Raw genomic sequence first — 26109 nt, forward strand, 5'->3', positions numbered from 1 at the left:
GCGGGAACACATCCTGCACGGAGGCGACAGATGATGCAGCTGATAACACCTGAACTCTACGGCGAGTTTCCAAACGAGCTCAACGAAATGCACGGGCTCAGGCATCGGGTCTTCAAGGAAAGGCTGGATTGGGAAGTTCAGACCGAAAGCGAGATGGAAACAGACGCATTTGACAGCCTGAACCCCGTCTATCTGCTTCTCAAGGGATCCGACTGGCGAATTTGCGGTTGCGTCCGTCTTTTACCGACTACCGGACCGACAATGTTGCGCGACACCTTTCCGATGCTGCTGGGTGAGACTGCGGCGCCCGCGAGTGCCCGCATTTGGGAGAGCAGTCGTTTCGCACTCGATCTCCCTCCATCAGCGCCTAAGTCTGGCGGACTGGCGCAAGCAACCTACGAGCTCTTCGCCGGCATGATCGAATTCGGCTTGGCGAACAATCTCACTCGGATTGTGACAGTGACCGATACGCGCATGGAACGGATCCTGCGTCTCGCAACGTGGCCGTTGTCGCGCATCGGACAGCCGAAGCCGGTCGGTAAGACGGAGGCGGTCGCCGGTTTTCTCGAGATTTCCCACGCTAGCCTCAAGCGCATCCGCTGGAGGGGACGTCTGAACGGACCTGTATTATGGCAACCGGTTCTCGGCCTGTCGGCGTAGCGCTTAACGATGCTCAGCCTGACCAATGCTCCTGCCCGCGGGCGCTACGTACGGTTGATACGCTGGCCGGACGGCGTAGTGCGAAGCTTACGACTATTTCGGTCGCTTCCCCCGCACGACCTGGGCCCAGGAAGTTTTTAGGTGCAATCCGCAATTCCAGCGTTACCACGCCAAATGGCGCCCCGCCGCAGACACCGAGTTTTTGGACGCCGTAAAAGCCGGATTTCTTTACGCCGCAAAAAAGCAGCAACTCCGGAATCGTTCACAGAGCAGCCAAGGCCTGCACCGCTGGACGATTGCTCCTCTCAGCGGTGCCTTCTGGTACCAAAAAAAGCCCCGGCGCTGGGTCGATGCGCCGGGGCTTTGGGCACGTACGAGCTACACCAACATGTCCGCTTATGAACGTGCGCTAATAAAGTGAACGAATGGTGAATCGCGCAATAGCTCGCCGAACGGGTTCGTATTCATGCTCCCATGTAAGAAGTGTGCTGGCGTGGATCAACGCTGCCGTAGGCCTAAGAGCGCACGCTCAAGGCTGGGGTGAAGCCCGCAGGATCGGTGAATCGCATGATCAGTTTGCCACGTGATTGTAAAGCACCAGCGCGTGAGGGCAACAGGTCGACCTGCATGCTACAGCATTCCCTCTTCCTCAGCAGCAGCCTCGAAGGCCGCGCGGACATCTTGGGGGTCACCCGGTCTTCAAAAGCGTCGACGCAGGCTTGGATCTTCCACTTGGGTCCCCTATTCGGCCACTTCATGAATTCCTCAGCGGCACCTTCGACGTGGTTGACCCCGTAGGTCCTCCCAGGTCGGACGGTCCTGACAAAGACCGGAGGGTTGAACCAGTGCAATGCGATGAGGGAAACCTAAGGGGAGAGGCGGCTGTTAAAGGAACATTCGATCCCAATAAGCGTGCAGGTCTATTGTTTCCCCGCGAGCCGACACAAGGGGGAGATGGCAGCGTCGCCGTTGCACTACCGCCTTATCACAATCGAAGCGCGCCGGACTTCCCAGCCCTCCCGTTCCAGTTCCGGCAGGCTGTGGTTCTCGCAGGGGTAGCCGACGCAGAAGTAACCGATCAGCGTCCACTCCGGCGGTGCGTCCATGATCGTCGCCATTTCGGCCGGGTCGAGGATCGAGACCCAGCCCATGCCTATTCCTTCGGCGCGCGCCGCCAGCCAAAAGGTGTGGATCGCCATCACCGCCGAATATTCGATGGTCGCGGGCATGGTCAGGCGGCCGAGCCCATGTCCCTGTTGCGTCGCGCGGTCGGCGAAAACCGCGAATTGACAAGGCGCCTCGTTCAAGCCGGCAAGCTTCAGGCGCGCATAGAGCGCGGCGCGTTCGCCGCCGAACGATGCAAGCGCCTCCGCATTGCAGCGCTCGAAGCATGTCGTGACGGCGGCGCGGCATTCCGCACTCTCGACCATGACGAAACGCCAGGGCTGGCTCAGCCCGACCGAGGGCGCAATGCTGGCGAGGTCAAGCAGCCGTTCCAATGCGCCTTCGGGGAGCGGCGTCGGCCTGAATCGCCTGACATCCCGCCGCCACAGGAAGAGATTGACCAGATCGGCGCGAAAATCGTCCGGAAATTCCGGGTCTGACGTCATGGTGTCGTACTGCCTTTGCGAAGAAAGTAGGGGGGAGGGCAATAAGGCAGTAGGCATTAGGGCAGTAGGGCAGTAGGTTGTGCGCGTCAAGTTCTGCAAAAATGGCGTGGCATTAGCGGTGACGTTGGCGTCTCCGCCGCGCAGCCCCCGTATTTAGCGGAGCGGCGGACATGGCGGGCCGCGTCTCAGGCGGCCAATGCCCTCAGGTTCTCCTTCTTGTGCTCGCGCAGATGATCAATGTTGAGGTAGCGGGTCGCCTCGAGCCAGTTCTCGTGGATCTCCACTGATTGCGCGATTTTCCTGCTCGATTAACTGCAGAAGCGCGGCGTAACCGCCAAGCAGGCGCACCAGCGGAATATTTTCGCGCAATCCCTGTAAAGTGAAGGAGAAGGTAACTAAGGAGCGCGGCTCGTGCGCGTGAGGTATATCCGAACGTGTGCAGCAGATCGTCGCGCTCTCCCCGGACACATCCGCGCGCCACAGAGCCTCGGTGGCCGGCCGCTCGGACGCGCAGGTGGAGCCAAAAATCCACAGATGCATTCCGGTCATATGCTAGCTGCCAAGCATATGACCGGCATTTCGCAAGGCGCCTAGGAAGAGACCGGCATGGACGGTGACATCGATCTTGGCCTGCATTGACAGGGGCATGCTGGCCCAGTTCTCCAATGGCGAAATGAAATGTGAGAAAGTGCCATTGACCATGCAAGAGCGGGTAACAAGGCCTTGTCTGTCCAACGCGACCACGCCCGTCTGGTCGGCTCGATATCGGATGGCTGCGATCCGCTGGACCTCCGAGTCACCATCGACCCGCACGTCGAAAACCAGGACACCGTGGCTCCTCGTGGCTATCTCTGCGGCTTTTTGGTTGAAGCTTAGGGAAAGTGAGCGGACGCTTTCGACCGCCATCTGGAAAATCGCCAAATCCAGTTCATCCAACGCCATGTAGGCTATTGCGCGCAATATAGGGGTGATTGCAACGACGGATTCGTGTTCCAGATCGAACTGATCCTGAAGCGGGGCGCGCGCACTGTCCTTGAACTTGGGCTTCTGCACTCCCGCCGTTAACGAACTCCGTACCTTCCTCGTTACTTCGCCAATTTGCGTGTGGCCTATGCAAGCATCCGTAACGCAGATTTGGATAGGTCAGCTTCTTTCCCAGCAATGCCTCGAGGTCGCTTCGCATCTGTCCTTCTGAGCATATGCTTGGGTTTGGACATCCATGAAAGAGCCCGCTGTCGGTGCCCGGTGCGCCACGGCACGTCAGCGACCAGACTCCACCGGGTTCACAAAGTTGACTCGCTGGGGTAGGGGGACCGCAGAGAAATCTCCGGTCGCAGCCTTACCCGGTCAAAACAAGGATACCACGATGAAGACTCTCGTCATCTGCTCCGGCGGATTGGACTCCGTTTCCCTTGCTCACAGCGTGGCAGCGGAGCACGAGCTCGCCGGCCTCCTGTCTTTCGATTACGGCCAACGGCACAGGAAAGAATTGGGCTTCGCCGCTCTCTGCGCGGAGCGGCTGAACACTATGCACCAGATCATCAACATCCCCGAAATCGGCCGCGGCCTTTCCGGCTCAGCGCTCACCGATAATTTCGACGTGCCGGACGGCCACTACGCCGAAGACACGATGAAGATCACGGTAGTGCCGAACCGGAACGCCATCATGTTGGCAATTGCCTTCGGTCTCGCCACCGCGCACAAGGCCGAAGCGGTGGCGATGGCCGTACATGGTGGGGACCATTTCATCTATCCAGATTGCCGTCCGGCCTTCATCGAAGCTTTCCAGATGATGCAAGACCGGGCGCTGGAAGGCTACGCAGAGATTCGCCTTTATACGCCTTACGTCAACCTCACGAAGGGCGACATCGTCCGGGATGGAGCAAGACACGGAACGCCATTTGCGGAGACCTGGTCGTGTTACAAGGGCGGCGAGCGTCACTGCGGACGGTGCGGGACCTGCGTGGAGCGGCGCGAGGCGTTTCATCTCGCGGGGCACGCTGATCCTACCGACTACGAAGACCCTGTCTTCTGGCTCGAGGCGCTGCGGAGGAGGAGCGCCTGATGTTCCGCATCACCAAGGAATTCCACTTCTCGGCCTCGCACCAGCTCACCTCTTTGCCGCCGGATCATCAGTGCGCGCGCCTGCACGGGCATAACTACATCGTCGAAGTGGAACTTTCGGCGAAGGACCTGGACGCGCACGGCTTCGTGCGCGACTATCACGATCTGGCGCCCCTCAAACGCTATATCGACGAGAGCCTCGACCATCGGCACCTCAACGAGGTGCTGGGACATGAGCAAGTCACGGCGGAATACTTGGCCAGACATTTCTATGAATGGTGCAAGGCACGTCTGCCGGAAACCGCGGCCGTGCGGGTGAGCGAAACCCCGAAAACCTGGGCGGAATACCGGCCGTGACGGACACGTGTCCCGCAATCCGTGTGAGCGAGATATTTGGGCCCACGATCCAGGGCGAGGGAGTGCTCATCGGTTTGCCTACAGTCTTCATCAGAACCGGCGGGTGTGACTACCGGTGCTCCTGGTGCGACAGCCTCCATGCGGTGGACAGTCAATTCCGCCACGAATGGGAGATGATGCCAATCGATGCGGTGTGGCAAAGCGTCGTTGGGCTTTCCGGTGGCCGGCCAGTGATGGTGTCGCTGTCAGGCGGTAATCCGGCCATTCAGCCCTTCGGTGCGCTGATCGAGCGAGGCCATGGTGAAGGTTACCGTTTTGCGCTGGAAACCCAGGGTTCGGTGGTCAGGGACTGGTTTGCGGATCTTGATGTGCTGGTTCTCAGCCCAAAGCCGCCGTCAAGCGAAATGAGGACCGATTGGGCTGCATTCCAGGCGTGCATAGAAGCGGCGCAGCAGAAGCCGCAAATCGTGCTCAAGCTCGTTGTTTTCGACGAGAATGACTACGCCTACGCCAAAGACGCCGCGGCGCGATTTCCGCGCCTTCCGGTCTATCTGCAACCCGGCAATCACACGCCACCGCGCCCTGGCAATGAAGACGCACCTGTCGACCTGGACGGAATAATAAAACGCATGGAGTGGCTTGTGGAAAAGGTGACACACGACAGGTGGTTCGAAGCACGCGTGTTGCCGCAGTTGCACGTTATGCTCTGGGGAAACAGGAGAGGCGTTTAGTCGCGCCTGTGCGGGAAATGCGCCCGCGGATTTTCGGTTCGACGGGCCAGATGTTGACCATCTAGATCCCGATCGCAGCCACCAAGGCAAACAGGTTGCCTCGACGACCTTTCGGCCGCTGCCAGGCCGCATGTCCGCCGACGGTCTGCCCTTGTTTTTAAGAGGGCACGCGGCTGCGGCGAATGCGGCACTGCGTGAGAGGTCCTGCGCGTTATCGCGCCGCCGCTGCTTGGCACGGCACTTGCGCCCGAGATGGCAGCAGCGTTCGACCGGAGCGCCGCCAGTGAGAGGCCTTGAAGCAAGGAAGAGCCCGCCCCGATCCGGCAGGGAGAGAAACGGTGTTAGCTCCACAAGTCCACAGCGCGAACGCCGGGCCTCGTAAGCCCCATATTGCGCGGCTTTACGTTCAGGTGCTTGCCGCCGTCGCCCTCGGTGTCGCAGTGGGCTATTTCTGTCCGGGGCCCGGAGAGGCTCTGAAGCCGCTCGGCGATGCTTTCATCAAGCTCGTGAAGATCATCATCGCGCCTGTCATCTTCCTGACAATTGCGACAGGCATCGGCGGCATGAACGATCTCAAGAAGGTCGGCCGGGTCGCCGGCAAGGCAATGATCTATTTCCTCACCTTCTCGAGCCTCGCATTGATTGTCGGTCTCATTGTCGCAAATGTCGTTCAGCCAGGTGCTGGCCTCAACATTGATCCGGCGGCGCTCGATGTTCAGGCCGTGAAGGGCTATGCCGCCAAGGTCCACGAGCAGTCCGTGACCGGCTTTCTGATGAACATCATCCCGATAACGATCGTTGGTGCCTTCGCCGAAGGCGACATCCTGCAGGTCCTGTTCTTCTCGGTCCTGTTCGGCATCGCTCTGGCGATGGTCGGCGACACGGGCAAGCCTGTGCTTTCTTTGCTTCAGGCGCTCCTTGCGCCGGTGTTCAAGCTGGTCGGCATTCTGATGAGGGCCGCGCCCGTCGAAGGGGCGAGCGCCAGGCGTTCGGTCGTGGGCCTCGGCATCCCGGCCGGATATTCATTCAATCTGCACGGCACCAACATCTACATGACGCTGGTCCCCCTCTTCCTCGCCCAGGCGACGAACACGGATCTGTCGATCGGCGGTCGGATCCTGCTGCTGTTCGTCGCCTTGCTCTCTTCGAAGGGAACAACTCGCATTACCGGTGCGGGCCTCCTCACGTTGGCTGCAGCGCTCTTTGTCGTTCCGACCGCCCCAGCTGCCGGCGTGACGCTTATTCTTCGCGTCGACCACTTTATGTCGGAGTGCCGTGTGCTGACCATTTTTCTCGGCAACGCAGTGGGAAGGCTTGTTGTCGCCCGGAGCAGGGCGAGCCGGATGATGGACGATTGGCAAAGGCTCTCGCGAGCGGGTCCTTCGGCGCTCGGGCGTTGAAGGGCAGATCGCCCGGCGTGATGACCGGTGGTCTCGGCTGGCAACTCGCGAACGCCGCTCAGCTATTGCAGTCAGCCCATTGGAGCGAAGCCGTCATAAAGCAACCGCCAGATGGCGCCGGCATCGACATTGTGAGCCCCCCGCGACTGCCGATACTGCGGGAACTGCCGGGCAAGCGATCCAAAGCGACGACCAACTTTCACGCCAAAAGGCCAGCCGTTGCTGCCCCGTTAACGGCTGATTGGAGCCCGACCCCATGTCCAAGCAAAACGCCGGCCTTGTCGCCGTAATCGGTTTCTTAGTCCTCGCCTTGTCCGTGCTGGGAACGCTAAAGCGACAGCCAGATAGGTTGACGACCTGCAACGGCTCGGAGATGAACGCCTTGCTCGCGGCGGACTTGAGGATACTCATTCGGCAGCATCGCGACGTACTCCTCAACGACCTCGCCTCGCCAATCGCCGGCAATCCGCAGGGCGACGTCCCCCTGGTCTCATTCCTCGACTACAACTGCCCGCTGTGCAAGGAAATGGACCTCATTCTCCAGCAAGCCCTCAAGCATGATCCCAATCTGAGGAGTGTGCGTAAACAGCTCCCGGTCCTGGGACCTGCTTCCGAATTCGCCGCGCGCGCGGCGCTCGCCTCCCACAAACAGGGAAAATATGAGGCGTTCGATCGCGCCCTTTTTGCTTTTCCCGGCTTGGTGAACCAAAGAACCACCCTAGCCGTTGCGGCACGTGTCGGCCTCGATGTTGAGCAGCTCAAGCGGGATATGCAAGGCCCGGCCATCACCGACGCCATCGCACGCGATCGCGCGCTCGCCAATGAGCTGTACATCACCGGCACGCCGGCGTTGGTGGTCGGCGACGAAGTGATAGCCGGGGTGGTAGAGATGGGCGGGCTGCGAAGCTGCATCGCCGATGTGCGCGCAAACGCCAAGGTTCAGTCTTCCACAGCTGCAGAATCGGCATTTTGACCGCATCAACTGCTCTCAGGGACCAGAGTCCTGAGCGCCCGCGCGCCTGAAGGCGCGCGCCGGGTGCTCGTGCACCGAGCCCGCTTTTCTTCGACAGGCTCAGGCGGTCTCGGCCATCCGGCTTCGCCCCCTGACGCGGGCAGCCTGTCGGCTGCTGACGGTCGCCGGCCAGCCGGCCGGCGTCAATTTTGTGGTGGCCTTCCCCGGTGGCACGGGGTGGGCGGCACTCCCTTCTAGGCCAGCCGCGGCATCCCGCAACCCTCCGCTTGCCGCTCCGGGTCCTCCTCTTCGTTCCGGTCCTTCGGATGCGGTCTGCCTTCTACGGCGGGCCTTTCCGGTCGCTTTTGCCGCCCACCCCGCTTCCGGGGGGAGGGCGCAATTGGCGAACGGAGGACCAGACAATGCGTGCAAACAACAAGCGTTCCGGCAGCCGCGAGGCTGGCGCGGGCAAGGGCGGGCGCTCAGTCGCCAGCCTCTATCAGGAGATCACAGACCGCATCGTTGCCGAACTGGAGCGCGGCACCGTGCCATGGGTCAAGCCCTGGGGCAGGGCAAAGGCAGCCCTTGGCCTGCCCAGGAATGCAGCCACCCAGCGCCGCTATTCCGGCATCAATATCCTGATCCTGTGGGGCGCCGTCATCGAGCGCTCATACCCCAGCCAGAACTGGCTCACCTTCCGGCAGGCGCTTGCCCTTGGCGGCAATGTCAGGAAGGGCGAGCGCGGCACGACCATCGTTCACGCTGACCGCTTTATTCCCAAGGACGAAAAGGAACGCGCCAAGGCCGATGGCGACGAACCGCAGGCCGTGCCTTTTTTGAAGCGCTTTACCGTCTTCAATGTCGCGCAGTGCGATAATCTTCCCGACCATCTCCATGCCGCCGCCGAGCCGCTGCCGGCGCGCGAAATCGTCCCGCAGGCCGAGCAACTTATTCGCAGAAGCGGTGCGGATTTCCGTATCGGTGGCGATCGCGCTTTCTACATGCCCGGCAGCGACACCATCCAGGTGCCGCCCCAGCCGGCTTTCTTCCACCAGATCGACTACTACCGGACCTGCTTTCACGAGCTTGGCCACTGGACCGGCCACCCGACGCGACTCGCGCGCGACCTGTCAGGCTCATTCGGCTCCAGAACCTATGCGCGCGAGGAATTGGTCGCCGAGATGGCCGCAGCCTTCATCTGCAGCAGTCTCGGTATCGAGCCGACCGTGCGCCATTCCGATTACATCGGCTCATGGCTGACGGTTCTGCGCGAGGACAATCGCGCCATTTTCCGCGCCGCCAGCCATGCCTCGAAAGCCGCCGATTTCCTGCTTGGCCTTAATGCCGACGTCGAAGGCGAGGCGCATGCCGAGATCGCCGCGTGAGCGCGCTCCATCGCCATGCGCGACCGTCTTGCGCTTCTGACGGCGCGCCGATGCGCCCGCGCGCGGCGCACCAGCCGCTCGTATCCGCCTGTTTCAAAAAGCCGCACTCAATCAGCCCGAACCGTCTTGAAGGAATTCCGCAATGATCCTGATCACCGATGAACTGCGCGCCCGTCTCCTCGCCAATGGCGCTGCCGACACCGAAACCGACCACGCACCGGTCGTGAAACTGTTCGATCCGGCCGGTCCTGCGATCTGGCTTCTGACCGAACTCGATGCAGACGGCGACACGCTGTTCGGCCTTTGCGACCTCGGCTTCGGCTTCCCTGAACTCGGCAGCGTCAGCCTTGCCGAACTCGAATCCATCAAGGGTCCGCTCGGACTGGGCATCGAGCGCGACCTTTATTTCAAAGCGCGTTTTCCGCTGTCCGTTTATGCGGAGGCCGCGCGCAGCGCCGGCCAGATCACCGAAGCCGAGCGGCTTCTGCGGCAGACAGCGGAAGCACTCGCCAAATCCCATTCCGAGCTTCCGCCAGACGCGGCGGAACCAGAGCGCCGCTAGGCGCAAACCCGTCCCCGCCGCATCGGCCTTCGGTCTCCCCGGCGGGGACAATCGCACCCCAAATGAAGGAGAAGACATGCAGCTTGCCCATATTCCGCTCGACCGACTGAATATTTCCGCCCTCAACATGCGCCACGGTAAACGCGCGCCCGACCTGTCCGACATTCTGCCGTCCGTCCGCGCGCGTGGCGTCCTCGTGCCCTTCTGGTGCGGCCCAACGGCTCCCCGAAAACTTCGAGATCGTCGCCGGACGGCGACGCTATTTCGCCGCGAAATCGCTCGCCGACGAGCGAGGTAAAGCCGATCCCTTGCCCTGCGCCATCATGGAGGCTGGCGAGGACGCCGATGCCCTCGAAGCCTCGTTGATCGAGAACGTCGCCCGCCTCGACCCCGACGGAGTGTCGCAATGGGAGACGTTCTCACGGCTGATCAGAGAAGGCCGCACAGTTCCGGAGATCGCCGGCACCTTCGGCTTACGGAGCTTCAGATGAAGCGCATTCTGGCGCTTGGCGAACTGCTGCCCAAAATCCGCGAAACCTGTCGGCGGGACGAAATCACACCGAAACCGCTCGCTATCTCACCATGGCTTCGAAAGCCCAGCAGAAGGATTGGCTGGCACTGTTTGCCGATCCGGGGCAATACGCGCCACGCGGCTATCAGTTGAAGCAATGGCTGTTCGGTGGACAGTCAATCTCCACCAAGGTGGCGCTGTTTGCCATCGAGGATTATCCCGGCCTGATCGTCTCCGATCTGTTTGGCGAGGAAAGTTATTTCGCCGACGCCGACCTGTTCTGGCAAAAGCAGAACGAGGCGATTGCCGCCAAGCGCGACGCCTGTCTGGAACACGGTTGGAGCGAGGTGATCGTGCTCGAACCGGGTCAGCATTTCCACTCATGGGACCACGAAAAGACGCCGAAGCAGAAGGGCGGCAAGGTCTTTATCGCCGTCTCGTATCGCGGCGAGGTCGAGCGTCACGAGGGCTGGCTATCGTGCAAGGAGGCTCGCCGCGCCCGCGCGAATGGCGAGGGCGCAGAGGAGACGGCCGCGAAACCGTCGCGGCCCGAACTCGCCGGACCGATGCAGAACTATGTCGATCTGCACCGTCATGCCGCCGTGCGCTTGGGCCTGCTCGACCATCCGGGCGCAGCACTTCGCCTGATGGTGGCGCATGCGATAGGCGGTTCCGGCCTGTGGCAGGTGCGCCGCGAACCGCAGCGCGCTTGCAGCGAGATCGTGGCCGCAAGCCTCGCCGGAAGCAGGGCGGAAGCCGCGTTCGCCGAAAAACGGCGCGAGGTCGTGGCGCTGCTTGGGCAACCGGATGAGGACGGCACAATCGCTGGCGGCAATGGCGACGACTTCGGCACGGCAAGCATCTTCGCGCGGCTCCTGGCGCTCTGCGACGATCATGTCATGCGCGTTCTCAGTATCGTCATGGCCGAGACACTTGAAGCCGGCAGCGCCGTCATCGACGCGCTCGGCCATCATCTGAATGTCGACATCGGCGCTTGCTGGCAACCGGACGACGCCTTCTTCGACCTGTTGCGCGACAAGGAAATTGCCAACTCCATGCTTGCCGAAGTCGGCGGCAAACATGTCGCGGACGGCAATGTCGCCGAAAAGGTGAAGACGCAAAAGAAGATCATCCGCGACTTTCTTTCAGGCGATAACGGCCGCAGACAAGTCGAGACCTGGCTGCCGCGCTGGATGAAATTCCCGGTCGAAAGCTACACTGATCGAGGCGGCTTCCGCACCGCCGATCAATGGGCACGGGTCAGGCCGCTGTTCGTCTGCGACCAGCCTGTCACGGCCGGCGGCGGCTTCTCGGCAGCCGCCATGCGGCACTGTACCCTGGTCGCAGTGGCTGCATGTTCGAGCTTCCTTTGCCCCGCATCGCGCAGCAAAATCCGGCCGGCAAACTCCTTATCCCCATGGATCGGTCCGCCCGCCCGATGCCTGCTCTGCGCCCAACCTGCGGTCACGATCTCGATCGGCGTGGCACCTTATCAGCCGCAGGCCTTGTCAATTCCCGCCCCTCCTGCCTGGCTGTAGCGACCGCGTTTCCCACGATCTCCTGCTCTCTTCAAGGACCATTCCCCTGCGGCTGGCTTGTCGACCTATGGGCGGATCCGGACCGCCCGAAACCCTCGCCGATCAGCTTTTTTCCCCGCCGCCTGCGGCGGCTTCCTCGCGCCGCTTCGCTTCAAAAAAGCTGCCCGCTCGGGTCCTCCGCTATTGCTTCGGCCCTGTCGGGTTCAGGCGGTCCGGACGCGCCCATTACGGTCCGCCATCGCAGGGGATGGTCCCCGGCGACAGCAAAAGGAGACTTCAAATGACCGCGATCGGTTACGTCAACAAGCAGGAAAACGGCGCCTACAAGGGCCAGCTCAAGACGCTCAGCGTCCGCGCCGACATCGACATCGTCCCCAACCAGGCCAAGAGCGCCGACAACCATCCCGACTTCCGGGTGCTGACGCAGGGGGTCGAAGTTGGCGCCGGCTGGATCCGCACCGGCGAGACTTCCGGCAAGGATTATGTGAGCCTGTCGATTGCAGCGCCGGAGTTCGGACCGCGCAAGCTCTACGCCAATCTCGGCCGCGCCGCCGGCCAGGACGATGACGACACCTACGCCATCATCTGGAACCCGGCCGACTGATCGGCCGACCCGAGCCTCGCGCCCCATCCGGCGCGGGGCTCATTCCCAGGCGCCCGCCCGAAAAGGCGGCGAAAACTCTCCCCGGACTCTTCGCCCGTCCCGGAGGCGATCTCGCTCGCCCATCCTCGCCCTCGCTTGTCCGAAGCGAAACGAGGATCACCATGGACGACGAAAACGAACGCGCGGCCCGCGCCAAAAAGGGCAGTCCCTTTCTCAGCACGGCCCAAGCTGCCTTCTATATCGGGCTCTCCCAGCGCACGCTGGAAAAGATGCGGCTCAAGGGCGGCGGCCCAAAATTCCGCAAGCACGGCCGCTATGTCCGCTACCATATCGACGAACTCGACGGATGGTCGAAAGGACACCCGCAGCACGCCGGTAACGAGGGTGGTGAGGCCGGTTCCGGCCAAGCCGGCCAGGGAGGCCGCTCATGAGCCGGCGCCCTTCCTTCCGTCTGATCGGCAGCCGCCTGCGGCGCCTCCGGGCACGCAAAACCATCGCCGCTGCCGTGATTGGACTGACCCTGATCGGCTTCGCCGGCACCGTCAGACCGACGCCCTGGCTGGTCTGGAACGCCTCGGCCAGCGCGCCCGTCGGCCTCTATGGCCTCGGGTTTGCAGCACCGGCTCGGGGCGATCTGGTGCTCGTCCGCCCGCCAGAATCGCTCGCCGAACTCGCCGCCGAACGCGGCTATCTGCCCCGCAACGTGCCGCTGGTAAAACGTCTTGCCGCGCTGCCGAACGACCATGTCTGCACCTTCAATGACGCGGTCATCATCGACGGCCAGATCGTCGCGCGACGGCTGGCGAAGGATACCAGAGGCCGCCCGCTGCCACGGTGGAACGGGTGCCGGACACTCGCCGACAACGAAATCTTCCTGCTCGGCAGCGACGATATTCGGTCATTCGACAGCCGCTATTTCGGGCCGGTGCCGCGCGCAAATGTCATCGGGAGGCTCGTGCCGCTATGGACCGAGTGACCCTGCTGATGTTCGGCATGATCGCCTTTGCGCCATGCGCCTGTTCCGCCTCGACCGGCGCTGAGCCGGTCGCCATCTCCCAAATTCCGCACCTTCAAAGGTGGCACGAGTTCACAGGCGAAGCAAGCAGACGCTTCCGTATTCCTCAGGCCTGGATTTACGCCGTCATGGATGCCGAAAGCGGCGGCAAGACCATGCTCGACGGCCGCCCAATTACCTCACGCGCGGGCGCAATGGGCCTCATGCAGGTGATGCCGGAAACGTATGAGGACATGCGTGCCGAATACGATCTGGGAGCCGATCCGCACGATCCGCGTGACAATATTCTCGCCGGAACCGCCTATCTTAGTGCCATGTTTGACCGCTTCGGATTCCCCGGCCTGTTTGCCGCCTACAACGCAGGACCCGAGCGCTACGAAGAGCATTTGAAGCGTGGGAAGCCGCTGCCGGAAGAGACGGTTGCCTATCTCAGTCAGCTCAGGGGGACGGGGATTTCGGCGGACGACATTGATGAATTCGAAGGGGACTCCAAGGCGCCAAACAGCCAAAACGCTCCCTCCGGCCGCTCGCTCTTCTTCCTTCGTAACGGCGTTCGCGCCGGCGAAGCGAACGGCGATCTCTTTGTGCCGCTGCGCGTCAATCGCGCTCGGACGAACGAGCCGAATGGCGGGTGACTCGGCGAGCGGGGGCGCGGTTTTGCGGGGCGGGAAAGAGCGGGTGCGGAAGCCGGAAGGCGGAAGGGCGGCGTAAGGCAAGATAAAGGCAATGCCTCCAGGAGGCGGCGAAGTCTTTGTCTGCACATCGTTTTTCCCGGAGGCTGCTGGCAGAGCCGGGAGTGTGGGACACGCAAGTATCTGACTCTGCTTGAAATTTCTGGGAGGCCACGATGCAGGATGACGAATTCAGGCCGAAGCTCGGCAGAATAGGCTCGCGCGGCTCGAAGGCAGGCAAACGCTTCGCCAGCCAGGTCCGGGCGGCGATTAACAGAGCCGGCGGCCGGCCCCAGCGCGGCGGCCGCTTTAACGGCAGCCGGACAGGGCGCGGCGGAGCGGCCGCCGCGCTGCTGAAATCGCGCGATCGTTATGCTGCCTTCCGTCAGCGTCGCGTCGTCGTCAAGGCCCGGATCGTAAAACTGGCCGGCAAGGGCGCGGACGGAGCGCGTGCGCATCTGCGCTACATCCAGCGCGACGGTGTCACCAGGGAAGGTGCGCCTGGCGAGCTGTACGGTGCCGATAGCGACCGCGTCGACGGTAAGGCGTTTGTCGATCGCGCAGATGGCGACCGGCATCAGTTCCGCTTCATCGTCGCGCCAGAAGACGGCATCGAGTATGACGACCTCAAGCCGCTGACCCGTCGGCTCATGGCGCAGATGGAGGAGGACCTCGGCACGAGGCTTGATTGGGTTGCCGTGGATCATTTCAATACCGGCTATCCGCACACCCACATCATCGTGCGTGGCAAGGACGATCGCGGCGAGAACCTCGTCATAGCGCGGGAATACATCTCGAGGGGCATCCGCGAGCGCGCGGCCGAGCTGGTCAGCCTCGATCTCGGTCCGCGCACCGACCACGAGATCGAGCACCGCCTGCGCCAGGAAATGGAGCAGGAACGCTTCACCAGCATCGACCGGCAGCTGCTGCGCATGCGCGACGATGACGGACTTGTTTCGACGGACGGGCCCGAGGCCTTTCGTCAGACGCTGCACCAGGGCCGGCTGCGCAAGCTCGAGCGGATGGGCTTGGCAGAAGAGGTCGGGTCGGGTCGCTGGCGCCTCGATGGCCAGCTCGAAGCCACATTGCGCGGCATCGGCGAGCGCGGTGACATCATCAAGACAATGCACCGCGAGCTCACAGGCAAAGGGCTCGCCCGCAGTGCCGCCGATTGGGTGATCCACGATCGATCCGGTGAGCGGGCCCAGCGTATCGTCGGCTGCGTTGTCGGGCGCGGGCTGGCCGACGAGATCAACGACCGTCATTACCTCATCATCGACGGGGTGGATGGAAGAACCCACTACATCGACATCGGCAAAGGCGAAGGCACCGAACCGACGCCTGATAGCTGCATCGTCCGGGTCACACCGCGGAACACCGAGCCCAGGCAGGTTGATCGGACGACCGCCGAGATCGCCGCCGCACATGGCGGCCGTTACAACGTCGATATCCACCTGAGGCATGATCCGTCGGCCACCGAAAGCTTTGCCGAAACGCATGTGCGCCGGCTGGAGGCGATCCGGCGCGCCACCCGGGCTGTCGAGCGCGAGCCGGACGGCACGTGGATCATCGCGCCGGATCATCTCGATCGCGCATCGGAATACGAGCGGCTGCGGGCCAGGGCGGAGCCTGTGACAGTCGAGAAGCTCTCCTTTTTGTCGCTGGAACGCCAAGTCGGCTTCGACGGCGCCACATGGATCGACCGGGAGTTGGTTTCCGATGAACCAGAGGGGTTGCGCAACTCGGGCTTCGGCCGTGAGGTGCGTGAGGTGCAGGTCCGCCGGCGGCAATGGCTCATCGTGCAAGGCTTGGCGCATGAAGACCAGGGTAGGATCGTTTTCCGCTCGAATATGCTTTCCATCCTGCGCCACCGCGAGCTGAACCGTGTTGCCGGTCAGCTGTCGGACGAACTTGGACTGTCGTATTCCGAAGCGAAGCCCGGGGTTCGGGTAGAAGGCACGCTGCGCCGATCGGTCGAGCTTGCCAGCGGCCAATACGCCGTCATCGAGAAGTCGCGCGAGTTCACGCTCGTGCCATGGCGGCCAGTGCTCGATCGGCACATCGGCAAGGAGGTGTCCGGGATCATGCGCGGGGAGGGGATTTCATGGACTATTGGCCGACAGAGGAGCGGGCCGAGCGTTTCGTGACATGGCTGCACGGAATCTTGTCCCGGAAGTGACCGAGCGATGCTCTGTCGAGAGGACATGGTCGAGGCGTGCCGAGCGCGAAGGGTAAACGAAGAGGAGATGAAAGACGGTCGGCCGACCGTCCTCAAATGTCCAAGAGCGAAGTCATGACCGGAGCCGTCCATCGTCATCACCGACAACGCTTCCGTCGCAACATCCGCCTGCTGTGAGCAGGTCGCGACACCCTGCGATAGCCGATGGTCGACGCGGGGCAATTACATTCGGTCGCCGCGGCCGTGGGCCATCGAATCAGAACGACATCCCGGGATCGCTGGTGGATCTCAATGGGAAACCCTGGGCAGTCACTACGTGACTCAGAGCAGGTACTCACGCACCCGCACGCGGCGGCGCTTCGAGACCGGGATCCGCCCTGTTCCGGACCTCGCCGCTGACGCTGCGCAGTCGTAACGATCGCCACAATCGAGCCGATGAGTCTCTCCGAAAGCCGAAAATCTTTCGCGCCAGACGACGCGCAACAAAATCAGCATGAGCGCGGGTCAGTGGAGAAAATAAGTAAGAGTCAACGCCGACCACGACCGTACCGCTGCTAAGCTCTGCCCGCAACCGGCATACTAATTGCGGATGGACGCATAGCAGCGCGAGTCGTCTTCAAACGACGGCTATCGATAAGCTGATGTCATGGAGAAGCAGCCATGTTCGGAGATATTGAAGGCGCCGGATTCGAAGTTCTGGACGAGCGTTTCGAGCGCCGGTTCGTCGGCCATGCGGCGGTCGAGCGGCTGTGGACGGGAGGCCGCTGGCTCGAGGGTCCGGCCTGGTTTGCCGCCGGCCGCTACTTGGTGTTCTCGGACATCCCGAACGATCGGATTATGCGCTATGACGACACCAATGGCGTGGTCTCGATCTTCCGCGCGCCGTCCAACAACGCCAACGGGAACACAGTCGACACGCAGGGGCGGCTGGTTACCTGCGAGCATCGGGCGCGGCGCGTCACGCGCACCGAGCACGATGGCTCGATCACGGTGATCGCCGATCGTTTCGAAGGCAAGCGGTTGAACTCACCGAACGACGTTGTGGTTCGCTCGGACGGCACCATCTGGTTTTCCGATCCATCGTACGGCATCGCCACGGACTATGAGGGCGACCGCGCCGAGCAGGAGATCGAGGGCTGCCATGTCTACCGCACTGATCCCGCAACGGGTGAGGTGGTGTGCGTCGTCTCGATCATGGCGAAACCCAACGGGCTTGCCTTCTCGGCGGACGAGACGATGCTCTATGTGGGCGACACCGGCGTTACGCATGAGAAGGATGGGCCACGGCACATCCGCAAGTTCGCTGTCGAGGGCAGCAGTCTGCGCGAGCTCGGCGTTTTTGCGACATGCACGGCCGGCCTTTTCGACGGGTTCAGGGTTGACACGGCCGGCCGCGTCTGGGCAGGGGCCGGCGACGGCGTCCATTGCTTCGATCCCGACGGCACGCTGATCGGCAAGATCCGCATCCCCGAGACGGTCGCCAACCTCACCTTCGGCGGCCCCAAGCGCAATCGCCTGTTCATAACGGCGCGACAGTCGCTCTATGCCGTCTTTGTGGTCGCCAATGCGGCAGCGCAATCGTAGGCTCGCGTTCAGGCTATGCGGGCCTCAACCATCGCCGCACCCGCAAGATTGGCCATTGCGCATCGGGGCAGGTCGATCGGCTGCCGGCGCGCAGACGATCACGGGCTTTGAGGAACAGCCGAGCGCTTCAGATGACATGTTTGCGTCGAGCATACGGGCACGTTGTTGTTGAACTTGGAGCGGCGCTGCCATCCGCGCGAACGCGGTCGCAAGCGCGTCGTCGAAATAGTCGTCCGGCGGCATGCTGAGTGCGGATGCCCTGCTGCCCAGCAGTTCGGCGTGCCGCGAGATGTAGCCCTCGGATGGGGTGACGCTTTGGGTCGGGCGGATCTTGACGCAGTCGCCGCGTAGGTCGAACCCAGCGACTTGTGGCACGCCGCCGAGAGCCGATGGGCGCTGCGGACCTTCGTTTCCTGGTGAACCGCGGGAACCGTCAACCCCCATATGATGGTGAAAAGTCTCGGAGGGACGGTGACCCGCCGAAGCATCGTCCTCGCTCAGCCTGTCACAGGCGCCTGGCAGGTATGTATGCATCGCGCGCATGCGTTCCATCAACACAATCGATTTTACCAATTATGGATAATAGCGGATGTGAAAACGTCGGTCGGCGGAAACGGGTCTACTAAGGAGTGCGCCCTCCCCTTCTTCAGGAACACTTGTGAACCCGGCCGACGCCGCAGGACCAATCGAAAGCAATCCAAGTTGCCCGGTGCCAGCCCTAAGTTCGGGGTGACCTACACTCCCATAAGGCGGCACGGCTGCATTCAAGGCGCTGAGGACGAGTTCAATGGAAATATTTCGGCCTTCCAGGGAGACCCTACCAATCTCCATGCAGCGGCTCTGGCAAGAGCTTCTGGAGTGTGTGCGCGAACCGGTGTCTTCGTTGAGGTTACGTCGGCAGATGTTTCACTCCTTCAAAAGCCCAATCCCGTCATCCTGGACATCTGCAATGACGGAACCGATACGCGACGTTTTCTCAGGCTTTGCCCAAGGGCTCAGCTCTACTGCTTTGAGCCCGACCCTTGAGCGGCTGCCCGCTTTAATAAGTATGGATCTCTACCTAGACAAGGTGAGGCTTTTCGAGATCGCGATCAGTAGCCGGAATGGCAGTATTGATTTCCATCCAAGCAACGGAGACGGAAGTGCGAAGGAATGGGACCGATCTGGCTCGATACGCCGACCCAAGAATCATCTTTTCGAACATGATTGGGTTAGGTTCGATCACCCCGTATCGGTTGAAACTCGAAGGCTTGATGACTGCTGCAGCGAAGCCAACCTGAGCAAGATCGATTTCATCTGGATGGATGTGCAGAGGGCCGAATCAGATGTCATCGCTGGGGCCACACAGACTCCGCCATGGATGGCAACCCGGGCTCGCGCCTGCCGGACAGGCTCGCTATGCCGGTGAGCGGGGACACACCGTTGCGGACTGTTCCTGCGGCCCGGGTTCGAGCGCCGAAAGCGCCGCATGTGATCGGCATCCCTGACCGTGCCTAGCGCAATGGACAGCGCCACGGAACGATCGTCTGCGATCTGCAGCGCAACGGCGTTGAACCCTCGCCAGATCTCGCGGACAATAGAAGAGAAGCCCGCATTTAGCGCAACTGCGAAAGTCCAGGCGGATCTCAGGCAGACATCCCGGTTTTTGTAGCACATCAGTTGTCCGCTTTGGGTTGACGGCGAAGCCCGGATGAAAGCGGAAGGACACCCGGGGCCGCTTGCTGGTTCAGGTCACTGCCGCGGCAGGCTCCTGCGCATGTGCTTGTCGCTGCCCTTGCGTCGTTTCCGGTGAAGCGCCGACCTCGTGTCGAGACGCAGTCAAGGTTGGCCGCCGCGCTGCCGGGGGCGCCGGCTGCGACGCTTCCAGGCCACGCCTTGAGGGGCGTCGAGCCGCCGGCCGGGATGTCAGTATGCCGATGGAAGTCAGGATCGTAGCCACGCGCTGTTTGGCATTGTCCAGAACTGATGAGTTTGGCGCAAGTTCCAGACGGCCGACAGTGCGCGTGAGCAAACATGCAGGAGTTGCCAAGGCGGCCAGCAAGGCAGTCGAACAGGCAAAGGGAAGGTCCGGGTAACTCCATCCCTCAGCGGCGACGAAGACGTCCGTCATGCCTCTCTGCAGGGTTTCTGAGATGACGATTAGCCCGCCGCTTCGATCTGATGAGTTCAAGCAGCTCAGCCTCATCCGCGTCAGCCTCTTCTTCCAACGCGACCAAAATATCCAGGGCGAGGTGGTCGGCCTCCAACGATGAGCGGGCGATATGCTCGTCACTGCATATCTGGTCGAATACCCGTTGGCATAGATCGAGATCGGCAGGGTATAGACCGGCCCGTTTGAACGGCATTTTGAAAACCCATAAGCATTGTGGCAGTCAATGGATCTAAGGGCCGTTAACTGGGCGAGTCAACAGCATGTAAAAAGCGGACATTGCGATGATCGTTACGCCTCAACCGACTACGGAAACTCGTCCCAACTGGCGGTTGGTGGACGCAAGCCGGCACCGCGCATACCGTTTCTCACTGGTCAAACACGTCCTCTTCTATCCACTGGCTGGATGGCAGCCATCTCAACAATCGATTTTACCTGTTTTACCGAATTCTACTAGGAGGCTCAGCGCCGGGCGGTGCCCTTCGGGTCGGCTGAGGCTACCGGGAAGAATTCGGAGAGGATCATGTGCGGGATTGTTGGCATCGTTGGGCATCAGCCGGTGTCGGATCGGTTGGTCGACGCTTTGAAGCGTCTCGAATATCGAGGATATGACTCAGCCGGCGTTGCCACCATCACCGAGGGCTCGTTGCACTGCCGGCGCGCCAAGGGCAAGCTCATCAATCTCGAGACGAGGTTGAAGGAAGAGCCGCTGAGTGGCACCATCGGTATCGCACACACGCGCTGGGCAACGCATGGGGCACCGACTGAGCGCAACGCGCACCCGCACTTTACGGACGGTGTGGCCGTCGTTCACAACGGCATTATCGAGAATTTCGCCGAGTTGAAGGACGAACTGGCGGCGGCGGGCGCCGAGTTCCAGACCGACACCGACACCGAGGTCGTCGTGCATCTCTTGGCAAGACACCGCCGGGAGGGCATGGGGCGGGGTGAGGCAATGCACGCCATGCTGAAGCGCGTCAGGGGCGCCTACGCGCTTGCCATTCTCTTCGAGGATGATCCGTCGACCATCATGGCGGCGCGCAATGGACCACCGCTGGCGATCGGTCACGGCGACGGCGAGATGTTCCTGGGCTCTGACGCCATGGCGCTAGCTCCCTTCACAAATGCAATCACATATCTCGTCGACGGCGACTGGGCCGTTATCGGCAAGGCAGGCGCCGATATCTTCGATTTCGATGGCTATCCCGTCGAGCGTCCGCGCCAGACTTCCACGGCCGGGGCATACCTGGCCAATAAGGGCAACCGTCGCCACTTCATGGAGAAGGAAATTTACGAGCAGCCCGAGGTCATCGCCCGTGCGCTCGGTCATTACATCAACTTCGAAGGGAATCGCGTCGATACGGTTTCTAGCATAGATTTCGCCAGCATCCCCAGCTTGGCGATCTCGGCTTGCGGCACCGCCTATCTGGCCGGACTGATCGCAAAATACTGGTTCGAGCGCTATGCGCGCCTGCCGGTCGAAATCGACGTTGCGTCCGAATTCCGCTACCGGGAGATCCCGTTGCCGCCGGAATCGGCGGCTCTTTTCATTTCGCAATCCGGCGAAACCGCCGATACGCTCGCCTCCCTGAGGTACTGCAAGGGGCGTGGGCTGAAAACCGGCGCTGTCGTCAATGCCCGCGAATCGACCATCGCTCGGGAGGCCGACGCGGTCTTCCCGATCCTTGCCGGCCCGGAGATCGGCGTCGCCTCCACGAAGGCTTTCACGTGCCAGCTTGCGGTTCTGGCCACACTCGCCATCGGCGCTGCCAAGGACCGTGGAACGCTAACTGAATATGAGGTGAAGGCGCTCGTCCGGAGCCTTGCCGAAATGCCGGGCGTCATGGGCCGGGTACTGAACAGCATCCAGCCAAATATCGAGCTCCTGTCGCGCGAACTGTCAAAGTGTCATGGTGTCCTGTATCTTGGCCGCGGCACCAGTTTCCCACTGGCGATGGAAGGTGCGCTGAAGCTCAAGGAGATTTCCTACATCCATGCTGAGGGCTATGCGGCTGGCGAATTGAAGCATGGTCCGATCGCATTGATAGACGAGAACATGCCAGTGATCGTCATCGCGCCACATGACCGTTTTTTCAACAAGACCGTCTCCAATATGGAGGAAGCGGCCGCCCGTGGAGGGCGGATTATCCTCATCACCGATGAAAATGGGGCCGCTGCGTCGAAACTCGACACGATGCATACGATCGTGCTGCCGGCCGTCGACGAGATTATCGCGCCGATGATCTTCTCGCTGCCGATACAGCTTCTTGCCTATCATACGGCGGTCTCCATGGGCAAAGATGTCGACCAGCCGCGCAATCTCGCAAAATCGGTCACCGTCGAATGATTGTGACGCGCTCATAGGTGGCATGCGTCCATCGAAAATACACTTCCAAGCATCACCAGCACTTGGATGTCGACGAGACGCAGATCAGGTCCGCGGCCAAGTGGACATATCTCTATTGCTCCACCGAAAGTTTCCAGTCTGAGCGATCCTGCCCATTCCCTCATCGCACCTGGTCGTGCGTAGTGTGCATTTCAGTTCACATCGCGCCGCGCGATGCTTGGCCCCGCATGTCCAGAACTGCGGAGCAAGCCAATGACGCCTACGAAGTTGCTGATTGGGCAGATCGCCGTCGTGTTCGCAATCGTGATACTCGGCGTATGGGCGGCCACGCAGTGGTGCGCCCACATGCTCGGCCATCAACCGCCACTCGGCGCGCCATGGTTAGTCGCGGCTGGCTGGCAGATCTACAAGCCGTGGAAACTGTTCGAATGGTGGTTCCACTTCGACGCTTATGCGCCCGAGGTCTTCGATAAGGCCGGTGCGCTTGCCGGCGCCAGTGGGTTCGTGGGCTGTGCCGCCGCGATCGCCGGCTCGCTCTGGCGCGCGCGACAGCTCGGGTCGGTCACCACATATGGGTCGTCAAGGTGGGCCGCGACTCACGAGATCGAGACGGCAGGGCTGTTTCGGCCGGCCGGCGTTTTCCTAGGCAAGCTGAAGGATCGCTATCTGCGCCATGACGGGCCCGAGCACGTCATGGCCTTTGCCCCAACACGATCAGGCAAGGGCATCGGACTGGTTGTTCCAACTCTTCTGTCCTGGACCGGCTCGGCCGTCATTCACGATATCAAAGGCGAGAACTGGCAGTTGACCTCCGGCTGGCGCTCGAAGTTCTCCTACTGTCTCCTGTTCAATCCGACCGATCCGAGGTCGGCGCGCTATAACCCGCTGCTGGAGGTACGAAAAGGTCCAGACGAGGTCCGTGACGTCCAGAACATCGCCGACATCCTGGTAGATCCGGAAGGCGCGCTGGACCGGCGGAACCACTGGGAGAAAACCAGTCACTCACTCTTGGTCGGCGCCATTTTGCACGTGCTTTACGCCGAAGAGGAAAAGACGCTCGCTCGCGTCGCCACCTTCCTGTCGGACCCGCAACGCTCGTTTGCCGCGACACTACGGCGGATGATGACGACCAACCATCTCGGCGCGGCGGATAAGCCCCAGGTCCATCCTGTCGTGGCCTCGGCAGCTCGCGAGGTGTTGAACAAGTCGGAGAACGAGCGTTCAGGCGTTCTTTCGACCGCCATGTCGTTTCTCGGCCTCTATCGCGATCCTACGGTGGCGGCAGCGACATCAGCTTGCGACTGGCGCATTGCCGACCTCCTGGATGCTGAGCGACCGATGTCACTCTATCTGGTCGTGCCGCCATCGGACATCTCGCGCACGAAGCCGCTGGTGCGACTTGTGCTCAATCAGATCGGCAGGCGTCTGACGGAGCGGCTGGAGGGGGATCCTAAGAAGAGCAGGAACCATCAACTGCTCATGATGCTGGACGAATTCCCGGCGCTCGGTCGCCTTGATTTCTTCGAAACCGCGCTCGCCTTCATGGCCGGCTATGGCATCCGTGCATATCTGATCGCGCAATCCTTGAACCAGATCTCCAAGGCGTATGGGGACAACAATGCCATTCTCGACAACTGCCATGTGCGGATTGCCTTTTCCTCCAATGACGAGCGCACGGCCAAACGCATTTCGGACGCGCTCGGCACGGCGACGGAGCTGAGGTCCATGCGCAACTACGCCGGCCATCGCTTGGCGCCCTGGCTGTCGCACGTGATGGTTAGCCGCCAGGAGACCGCCCGCCCACTATTGACACCGGGCGAGGTGATGCAGTTGCCGCAAGCCGATGAACTGGTGTTGGTTTCAGGGCTGCCGCCGATCCGGGCGAAGAAGCTGCGCTACTACCAGGATCGAAATTTCACCGAGCGCGTGCTTTCTGCGCCGGTATTGCGCGACGGCGCTTACGCGGATCGGCCAGTACCGCGTCCGGACTGTTGGATCGGGCAGGTGCGGGGCGTTGACCGCCGTCTTGCTGGCGGCGGCGAAAGCGCGGGCGAGGCAATTGAAGATGAAGGAGGTGTCCAGCAACAGCGACATCCGGGTCTGCCTGAAGAGCATACAGCCGTCACTCTGGAGCCCGACCGGGACGACCTGCTCAAGCCCGCGGACGATGATAGCGAGGCAGTTGCTGACAGGCGCGTGATGGACCGAATTTCCACTGCCGCACGCGCCTATGGCATCAACGAGGGAACGGGCGACAACAAGGACATCGTGCCCGGCTTCTGAAAGAAGCTGCCGAAGGCAGAGCGCAAATCAGCGTACATAACGGCCATAAGCAATTTCGAGGAAGTCGGCGATGCTCGTTCCCGCCCGTGCAACAGCGCTGGGACAGTTGGAACGAACCACATGAGCCTTCAGCGCATTCGTCATCAGTTTCTGCTCGAACCCGACCTGAGCAAGAAACTGGACGACCTCAGCCGCGATCCATCGACGACCAAATCAGCGATCGTGGCGAAGGCAGTCGAGGCCTTTATCGAGCGGCGTGGTGAGAACGAGCTCGACCGGCGCTACGGCGTAAGGCTCGACCGTCTTTCCCGTGACCTCGGTCATCTCAGACGCGACGTCGAGGTGATCCTAGAGAGCCTGGCGCTCTTCATTCGCTTTTCCCTCACGCTTCATGCTCACACACCAGTCCCGGACCGGGCGACGCAGGCGATTGCCCAGGAGCGCTTCGACAAATTCGTCGAGCAAGTGGGCCGCCAGATCGCCTCCGGCAAACGGTCGCTTGGGACGGATAATGGCGGGGGAGGGGAAGGATGAGTTCTCATCCGGAGGTCGACCATCGCCATCGTGCCATGTTGCGCACCGCCATGGGCCCGGCAATCGCTGAGGCCCTTGCCGATTCATCTGTTGTCGAGGTGATGGTCAATCCCGACGGTGCGCTGCGGCTCGACCGGCTGGGAGAAGGTCGGGTCGGTACCGGCGTGCATATGCACCCATCCGAGGCGGAACGCATCGTCCGCCTGGTCGCTTCCCATGTGCGTGCCGAGGCGCATGCGGGTAGTCCGATCGTCAGCGCCGAACTGCCCTCGGGCGAGCGCTTCGAGGGGCTGTTGCCGCCAGTCGTTCTGGCGCCATGCTTCGCCATCCGTAAACCGGCCGCAAAACTCTACACGTTGGCCAACTATGTCGCCGACCAAATCATGCTGCCGCTGCAGGCCGATGCGCTGAGGAAGGCCGTGCGCGAGCGGCGCAACATATTGGTCGCAGGCGGCACGTCGTCGGGCAAAACCACGCTCGCCAATGCGCTGCTGGTCGAAGTCGCGGAATGCGACGAGCGGGTGATCTTGATCGAAGACACACGCGAGCTGCAGTGCGCTGCCAAGGACTGCGTTGCACTCAGGACAAGACGGGGCTCGGTGACGCTTGCCGATCTCGTACGCTCGACGCTGCGGCTCAGGCCCGACCGCATCGTCGTCGGCGAAGTCCGGGGTGCGGAAGCCCTCGATATGCTGAAGGCATGGAACACTGGCCACCCCGGCGGCATCGCCACGGTTCACGCCAATTCGGCGCGCTCCGCCCTCTACCGGATCGAGCAACTCGCGCAGGAAGCCGTCGTCACTGTACCACGCCGTCTGATCGCCGATGCCATCGATCTGATTGTCTTCATCGCCGGGCGCGGATCCTCGCGCCGCATTGACGCCATCGCCGAGGTCACCGGTCTCGACGGCAGCGGCGATTACGCCGTCACCCAACTGACGCTCCCGCAACTTCAGCAGTTTTGAAAGGCCAA

24 protein-coding genes and 1 pseudogene are annotated in these 26109 nt (G+C 61.9%); 21 read left to right on the forward strand and 4 right to left on the reverse strand.

Annotation, left to right across the window (positions count from 1 at the left end; all coding sequences use genetic code 11):
- The first annotated feature begins 30 nt into the window (after positions 1 to 30).
- A complete protein-coding gene (locus tag NMG80_RS06865; protein ID WP_008874730.1) occupies positions 31 to 660 on the forward strand; it encodes an acyl-homoserine-lactone synthase in 630 nt (209 codons plus the stop codon).
- Between the two features lie 974 nt (positions 661 to 1634).
- Here NMG80_RS06865 and bluB read toward each other — a convergent pair.
- Positions 1635 to 2270: a 5,6-dimethylbenzimidazole synthase gene (bluB, locus tag NMG80_RS06870; protein WP_254017426.1), complete on the reverse strand. Its 636-nt coding sequence runs from the start codon at positions 2268 to 2270 to the stop codon at positions 1635 to 1637.
- 552 nt (positions 2271 to 2822) lie between these two features.
- Positions 2823 to 3212, reverse strand: coding sequence for a hypothetical protein (locus NMG80_RS06875; RefSeq protein ID WP_040592906.1), 390 nt, complete (start codon positions 3210 to 3212; stop codon positions 2823 to 2825).
- A gap of 424 nt (positions 3213 to 3636) precedes the next feature.
- Between NMG80_RS06875 and queC the strand changes: the two genes are divergently transcribed.
- The 15 genes and pseudogenes from queC (at position 3637) to NMG80_RS06950 (ending at position 17823) form a co-directional block, all read left to right on the forward strand.
- Positions 3637 to 4335: a 7-cyano-7-deazaguanine synthase QueC gene (queC, locus tag NMG80_RS06880; protein WP_008874722.1), complete on the forward strand. Its 699-nt coding sequence runs from the start codon at positions 3637 to 3639 to the stop codon at positions 4333 to 4335.
- Positions 4335 to 4691 (forward strand): 6-carboxytetrahydropterin synthase QueD, encoded by a 357-nt coding sequence (queD, locus tag NMG80_RS06885; protein WP_065010611.1) that lies wholly within the window; start codon positions 4335 to 4337, stop codon positions 4689 to 4691. Before queC ends, queD begins: the two co-directional genes overlap by 1 nt.
- Entirely contained in the window at positions 4688 to 5422 is a 735-nt protein-coding gene (gene queE / locus NMG80_RS06890; RefSeq protein WP_008874720.1) for a 7-carboxy-7-deazaguanine synthase QueE, read from the forward strand. The genes queD and queE overlap by 4 nt, the downstream gene beginning before the upstream one ends.
- 338 nt (positions 5423 to 5760) lie before the next feature.
- Positions 5761 to 6750: pseudogene (locus NMG80_RS06895) on the forward strand (cation:dicarboxylate symporter family transporter); the annotation flags it as partial.
- Between the two features lie 328 nt (positions 6751 to 7078).
- Positions 7079 to 7795 (forward strand): DsbA family protein, encoded by a 717-nt coding sequence (locus tag NMG80_RS06900; protein WP_254017428.1) that lies wholly within the window; start codon positions 7079 to 7081, stop codon positions 7793 to 7795.
- Between the two features lie 401 nt (positions 7796 to 8196).
- A complete protein-coding gene (locus NMG80_RS06905; RefSeq protein WP_254017429.1) occupies positions 8197 to 9159 on the forward strand; it encodes an ArdC family protein in 963 nt (320 codons plus the stop codon).
- 142 nt (positions 9160 to 9301) lie between these two features.
- Positions 9302 to 9721: a DUF2958 domain-containing protein gene (locus NMG80_RS06910; RefSeq protein WP_254017430.1), complete on the forward strand. Its 420-nt coding sequence runs from the start codon at positions 9302 to 9304 to the stop codon at positions 9719 to 9721.
- 185 nt (positions 9722 to 9906) lie between these two features.
- Positions 9907 to 10212 carry a ParB/RepB/Spo0J family partition protein gene (locus NMG80_RS06915; RefSeq protein WP_254017431.1) on the forward strand — a complete coding sequence of 102 codons (306 nt, stop codon included), beginning with the start codon at positions 9907 to 9909 and terminating at the stop codon, positions 10210 to 10212.
- A gap of 91 nt (positions 10213 to 10303) precedes the next feature.
- Positions 10304 to 11770 carry a chromosome partitioning protein ParB gene (locus NMG80_RS06920; protein WP_254017432.1) on the forward strand — a complete coding sequence of 489 codons (1467 nt, stop codon included), beginning with the start codon at positions 10304 to 10306 and terminating at the stop codon, positions 11768 to 11770.
- Positions 11771 to 12050: 280 nt separating this feature from the next.
- Positions 12051 to 12374, forward strand: coding sequence for a DUF736 domain-containing protein (locus tag NMG80_RS06925; protein WP_008871905.1), 324 nt, complete (start codon positions 12051 to 12053; stop codon positions 12372 to 12374).
- A 161-nt stretch (positions 12375 to 12535) separates the two neighbouring features.
- Positions 12536 to 12805: a helix-turn-helix transcriptional regulator gene (locus NMG80_RS06930; protein WP_254017433.1), complete on the forward strand. Its 270-nt coding sequence runs from the start codon at positions 12536 to 12538 to the stop codon at positions 12803 to 12805.
- Positions 12802 to 13350 (forward strand): S26 family signal peptidase, encoded by a 549-nt coding sequence (locus NMG80_RS06935; protein ID WP_254017434.1) that lies wholly within the window; start codon positions 12802 to 12804, stop codon positions 13348 to 13350. Before NMG80_RS06930 ends, NMG80_RS06935 begins: the two co-directional genes overlap by 4 nt.
- Complete coding sequence (locus NMG80_RS06940; RefSeq protein ID WP_254017435.1) at positions 13338 to 14024, forward strand: lytic transglycosylase domain-containing protein; 687 nt, start codon at positions 13338 to 13340, stop codon at positions 14022 to 14024. The genes NMG80_RS06935 and NMG80_RS06940 overlap by 13 nt, the downstream gene beginning before the upstream one ends.
- A 212-nt stretch (positions 14025 to 14236) precedes the next feature.
- Positions 14237 to 16207, forward strand: coding sequence for a relaxase/mobilization nuclease RlxS (rlxS, locus tag NMG80_RS06945; RefSeq protein WP_254017436.1), 1971 nt, complete (start codon positions 14237 to 14239; stop codon positions 16205 to 16207).
- Positions 16208 to 16899: 692 nt separating this feature from the next.
- Positions 16900 to 17823, forward strand: coding sequence for an SMP-30/gluconolactonase/LRE family protein (locus NMG80_RS06950; RefSeq protein ID WP_008871912.1), 924 nt, complete (start codon positions 16900 to 16902; stop codon positions 17821 to 17823).
- A gap of 24 nt (positions 17824 to 17847) precedes the next feature.
- Here the strand turns inward: NMG80_RS06950 and NMG80_RS06955 are convergent, their stop codons facing one another.
- Positions 17848 to 18375, reverse strand: a complete 528-nt coding sequence (locus NMG80_RS06955) for a hypothetical protein (RefSeq protein ID WP_254017437.1) — start codon at positions 18373 to 18375, stop codon at positions 17848 to 17850.
- A 496-nt stretch (positions 18376 to 18871) separates the two neighbouring features.
- On the opposite strand from NMG80_RS06955, the gene NMG80_RS36995 reads away from it, so the two are divergent.
- Positions 18872 to 19231, forward strand: a complete 360-nt coding sequence (locus tag NMG80_RS36995) for an FkbM family methyltransferase (protein ID WP_301942943.1) — start codon at positions 18872 to 18874, stop codon at positions 19229 to 19231.
- A 676-nt stretch (positions 19232 to 19907) separates the two neighbouring features.
- On the opposite strand, the gene NMG80_RS06965 is transcribed toward NMG80_RS36995, so the two are convergent.
- Positions 19908 to 20168, reverse strand: coding sequence for a hypothetical protein (locus NMG80_RS06965; RefSeq protein WP_254017438.1), 261 nt, complete (start codon positions 20166 to 20168; stop codon positions 19908 to 19910).
- A gap of 327 nt (positions 20169 to 20495) precedes the next feature.
- Between NMG80_RS06965 and glmS the strand changes: the two genes are divergently transcribed.
- From glmS to trbB, 4 genes are all read left to right on the forward strand, one after another.
- Positions 20496 to 22319 carry a glutamine--fructose-6-phosphate transaminase (isomerizing) gene (gene glmS, locus NMG80_RS06970; RefSeq protein WP_254017439.1) on the forward strand — a complete coding sequence of 608 codons (1824 nt, stop codon included), beginning with the start codon at positions 20496 to 20498 and terminating at the stop codon, positions 22317 to 22319.
- 252 nt (positions 22320 to 22571) lie between these two features.
- Positions 22572 to 24602, forward strand: coding sequence for a conjugal transfer protein TraG (locus tag NMG80_RS06975; protein WP_123149126.1), 2031 nt, complete (start codon positions 22572 to 22574; stop codon positions 24600 to 24602).
- A gap of 120 nt (positions 24603 to 24722) precedes the next feature.
- Positions 24723 to 25136 carry a CopG family transcriptional regulator gene (locus NMG80_RS06980; protein WP_254017440.1) on the forward strand — a complete coding sequence of 138 codons (414 nt, stop codon included), beginning with the start codon at positions 24723 to 24725 and terminating at the stop codon, positions 25134 to 25136.
- Positions 25133 to 26101: a P-type conjugative transfer ATPase TrbB gene (gene trbB / locus NMG80_RS06985; protein WP_254017441.1), complete on the forward strand. Its 969-nt coding sequence runs from the start codon at positions 25133 to 25135 to the stop codon at positions 26099 to 26101. The genes NMG80_RS06980 and trbB overlap by 4 nt, the downstream gene beginning before the upstream one ends.
- Positions 26102 to 26109 lie beyond the last annotated feature (8 nt).

It is taken from the genome of Mesorhizobium escarrei, from assembly GCF_935825525.1.
GTDB lineage: Bacteria > Pseudomonadota > Alphaproteobacteria > Rhizobiales > Rhizobiaceae > Mesorhizobium > Mesorhizobium escarrei.

Coding starts and splice junctions, on each gene's coding strand:
- queC (WP_008874722.1), top strand. CDS start 3,637: ATGAAGACTCTCGTCATCTGCTCCGGCGGATTGGACTCCGTTTCCCTT.
- NMG80_RS06920 (WP_254017432.1), top strand. CDS start 10,304: ATGGCTTCGAAAGCCCAGCAGAAGGATTGGCTGGCACTGTTTGCCGAT.
- trbB (WP_254017441.1), top strand. CDS start 25,133: ATGAGTTCTCATCCGGAGGTCGACCATCGCCATCGTGCCATGTTGCGC.
- NMG80_RS06910 (WP_254017430.1), top strand. CDS start 9,302: ATGATCCTGATCACCGATGAACTGCGCGCCCGTCTCCTCGCCAATGGC.
- bluB (WP_254017426.1), bottom strand. CDS start 2,270: ATGACGTCAGACCCGGAATTTCCGGACGATTTTCGCGCCGATCTGGTC.
- NMG80_RS36995 (WP_301942943.1), top strand. CDS start 18,872: ATGGATCTCTACCTAGACAAGGTGAGGCTTTTCGAGATCGCGATCAGT.
- glmS (WP_254017439.1), top strand. CDS start 20,496: ATGTGCGGGATTGTTGGCATCGTTGGGCATCAGCCGGTGTCGGATCGG.
- NMG80_RS06905 (WP_254017429.1), top strand. CDS start 8,197: ATGCGTGCAAACAACAAGCGTTCCGGCAGCCGCGAGGCTGGCGCGGGC.
- NMG80_RS06935 (WP_254017434.1), top strand. CDS start 12,802: ATGAGCCGGCGCCCTTCCTTCCGTCTGATCGGCAGCCGCCTGCGGCGC.
- NMG80_RS06975 (WP_123149126.1), top strand. CDS start 22,572: ATGACGCCTACGAAGTTGCTGATTGGGCAGATCGCCGTCGTGTTCGCA.
- queD (WP_065010611.1), top strand. CDS start 4,335: ATGTTCCGCATCACCAAGGAATTCCACTTCTCGGCCTCGCACCAGCTC.
- NMG80_RS06865 (WP_008874730.1), top strand. CDS start 31: ATGATGCAGCTGATAACACCTGAACTCTACGGCGAGTTTCCAAACGAG.
- NMG80_RS06900 (WP_254017428.1), top strand. CDS start 7,079: ATGTCCAAGCAAAACGCCGGCCTTGTCGCCGTAATCGGTTTCTTAGTC.
- rlxS (WP_254017436.1), top strand. CDS start 14,237: ATGCAGGATGACGAATTCAGGCCGAAGCTCGGCAGAATAGGCTCGCGC.
- NMG80_RS06980 (WP_254017440.1), top strand. CDS start 24,723: ATGAGCCTTCAGCGCATTCGTCATCAGTTTCTGCTCGAACCCGACCTG.
- NMG80_RS06875 (WP_040592906.1), bottom strand. CDS start 3,212: ATGGCGTTGGATGAACTGGATTTGGCGATTTTCCAGATGGCGGTCGAA.
- NMG80_RS06955 (WP_254017437.1), bottom strand. CDS start 18,375: ATGGAACGCATGCGCGCGATGCATACATACCTGCCAGGCGCCTGTGAC.
- NMG80_RS06930 (WP_254017433.1), top strand. CDS start 12,536: ATGGACGACGAAAACGAACGCGCGGCCCGCGCCAAAAAGGGCAGTCCC.
- NMG80_RS06940 (WP_254017435.1), top strand. CDS start 13,338: ATGGACCGAGTGACCCTGCTGATGTTCGGCATGATCGCCTTTGCGCCA.
- NMG80_RS06925 (WP_008871905.1), top strand. CDS start 12,051: ATGACCGCGATCGGTTACGTCAACAAGCAGGAAAACGGCGCCTACAAG.
- NMG80_RS06965 (WP_254017438.1), bottom strand. CDS start 20,168: ATGCCGTTCAAACGGGCCGGTCTATACCCTGCCGATCTCGATCTATGC.
- NMG80_RS06950 (WP_008871912.1), top strand. CDS start 16,900: ATGTTCGGAGATATTGAAGGCGCCGGATTCGAAGTTCTGGACGAGCGT.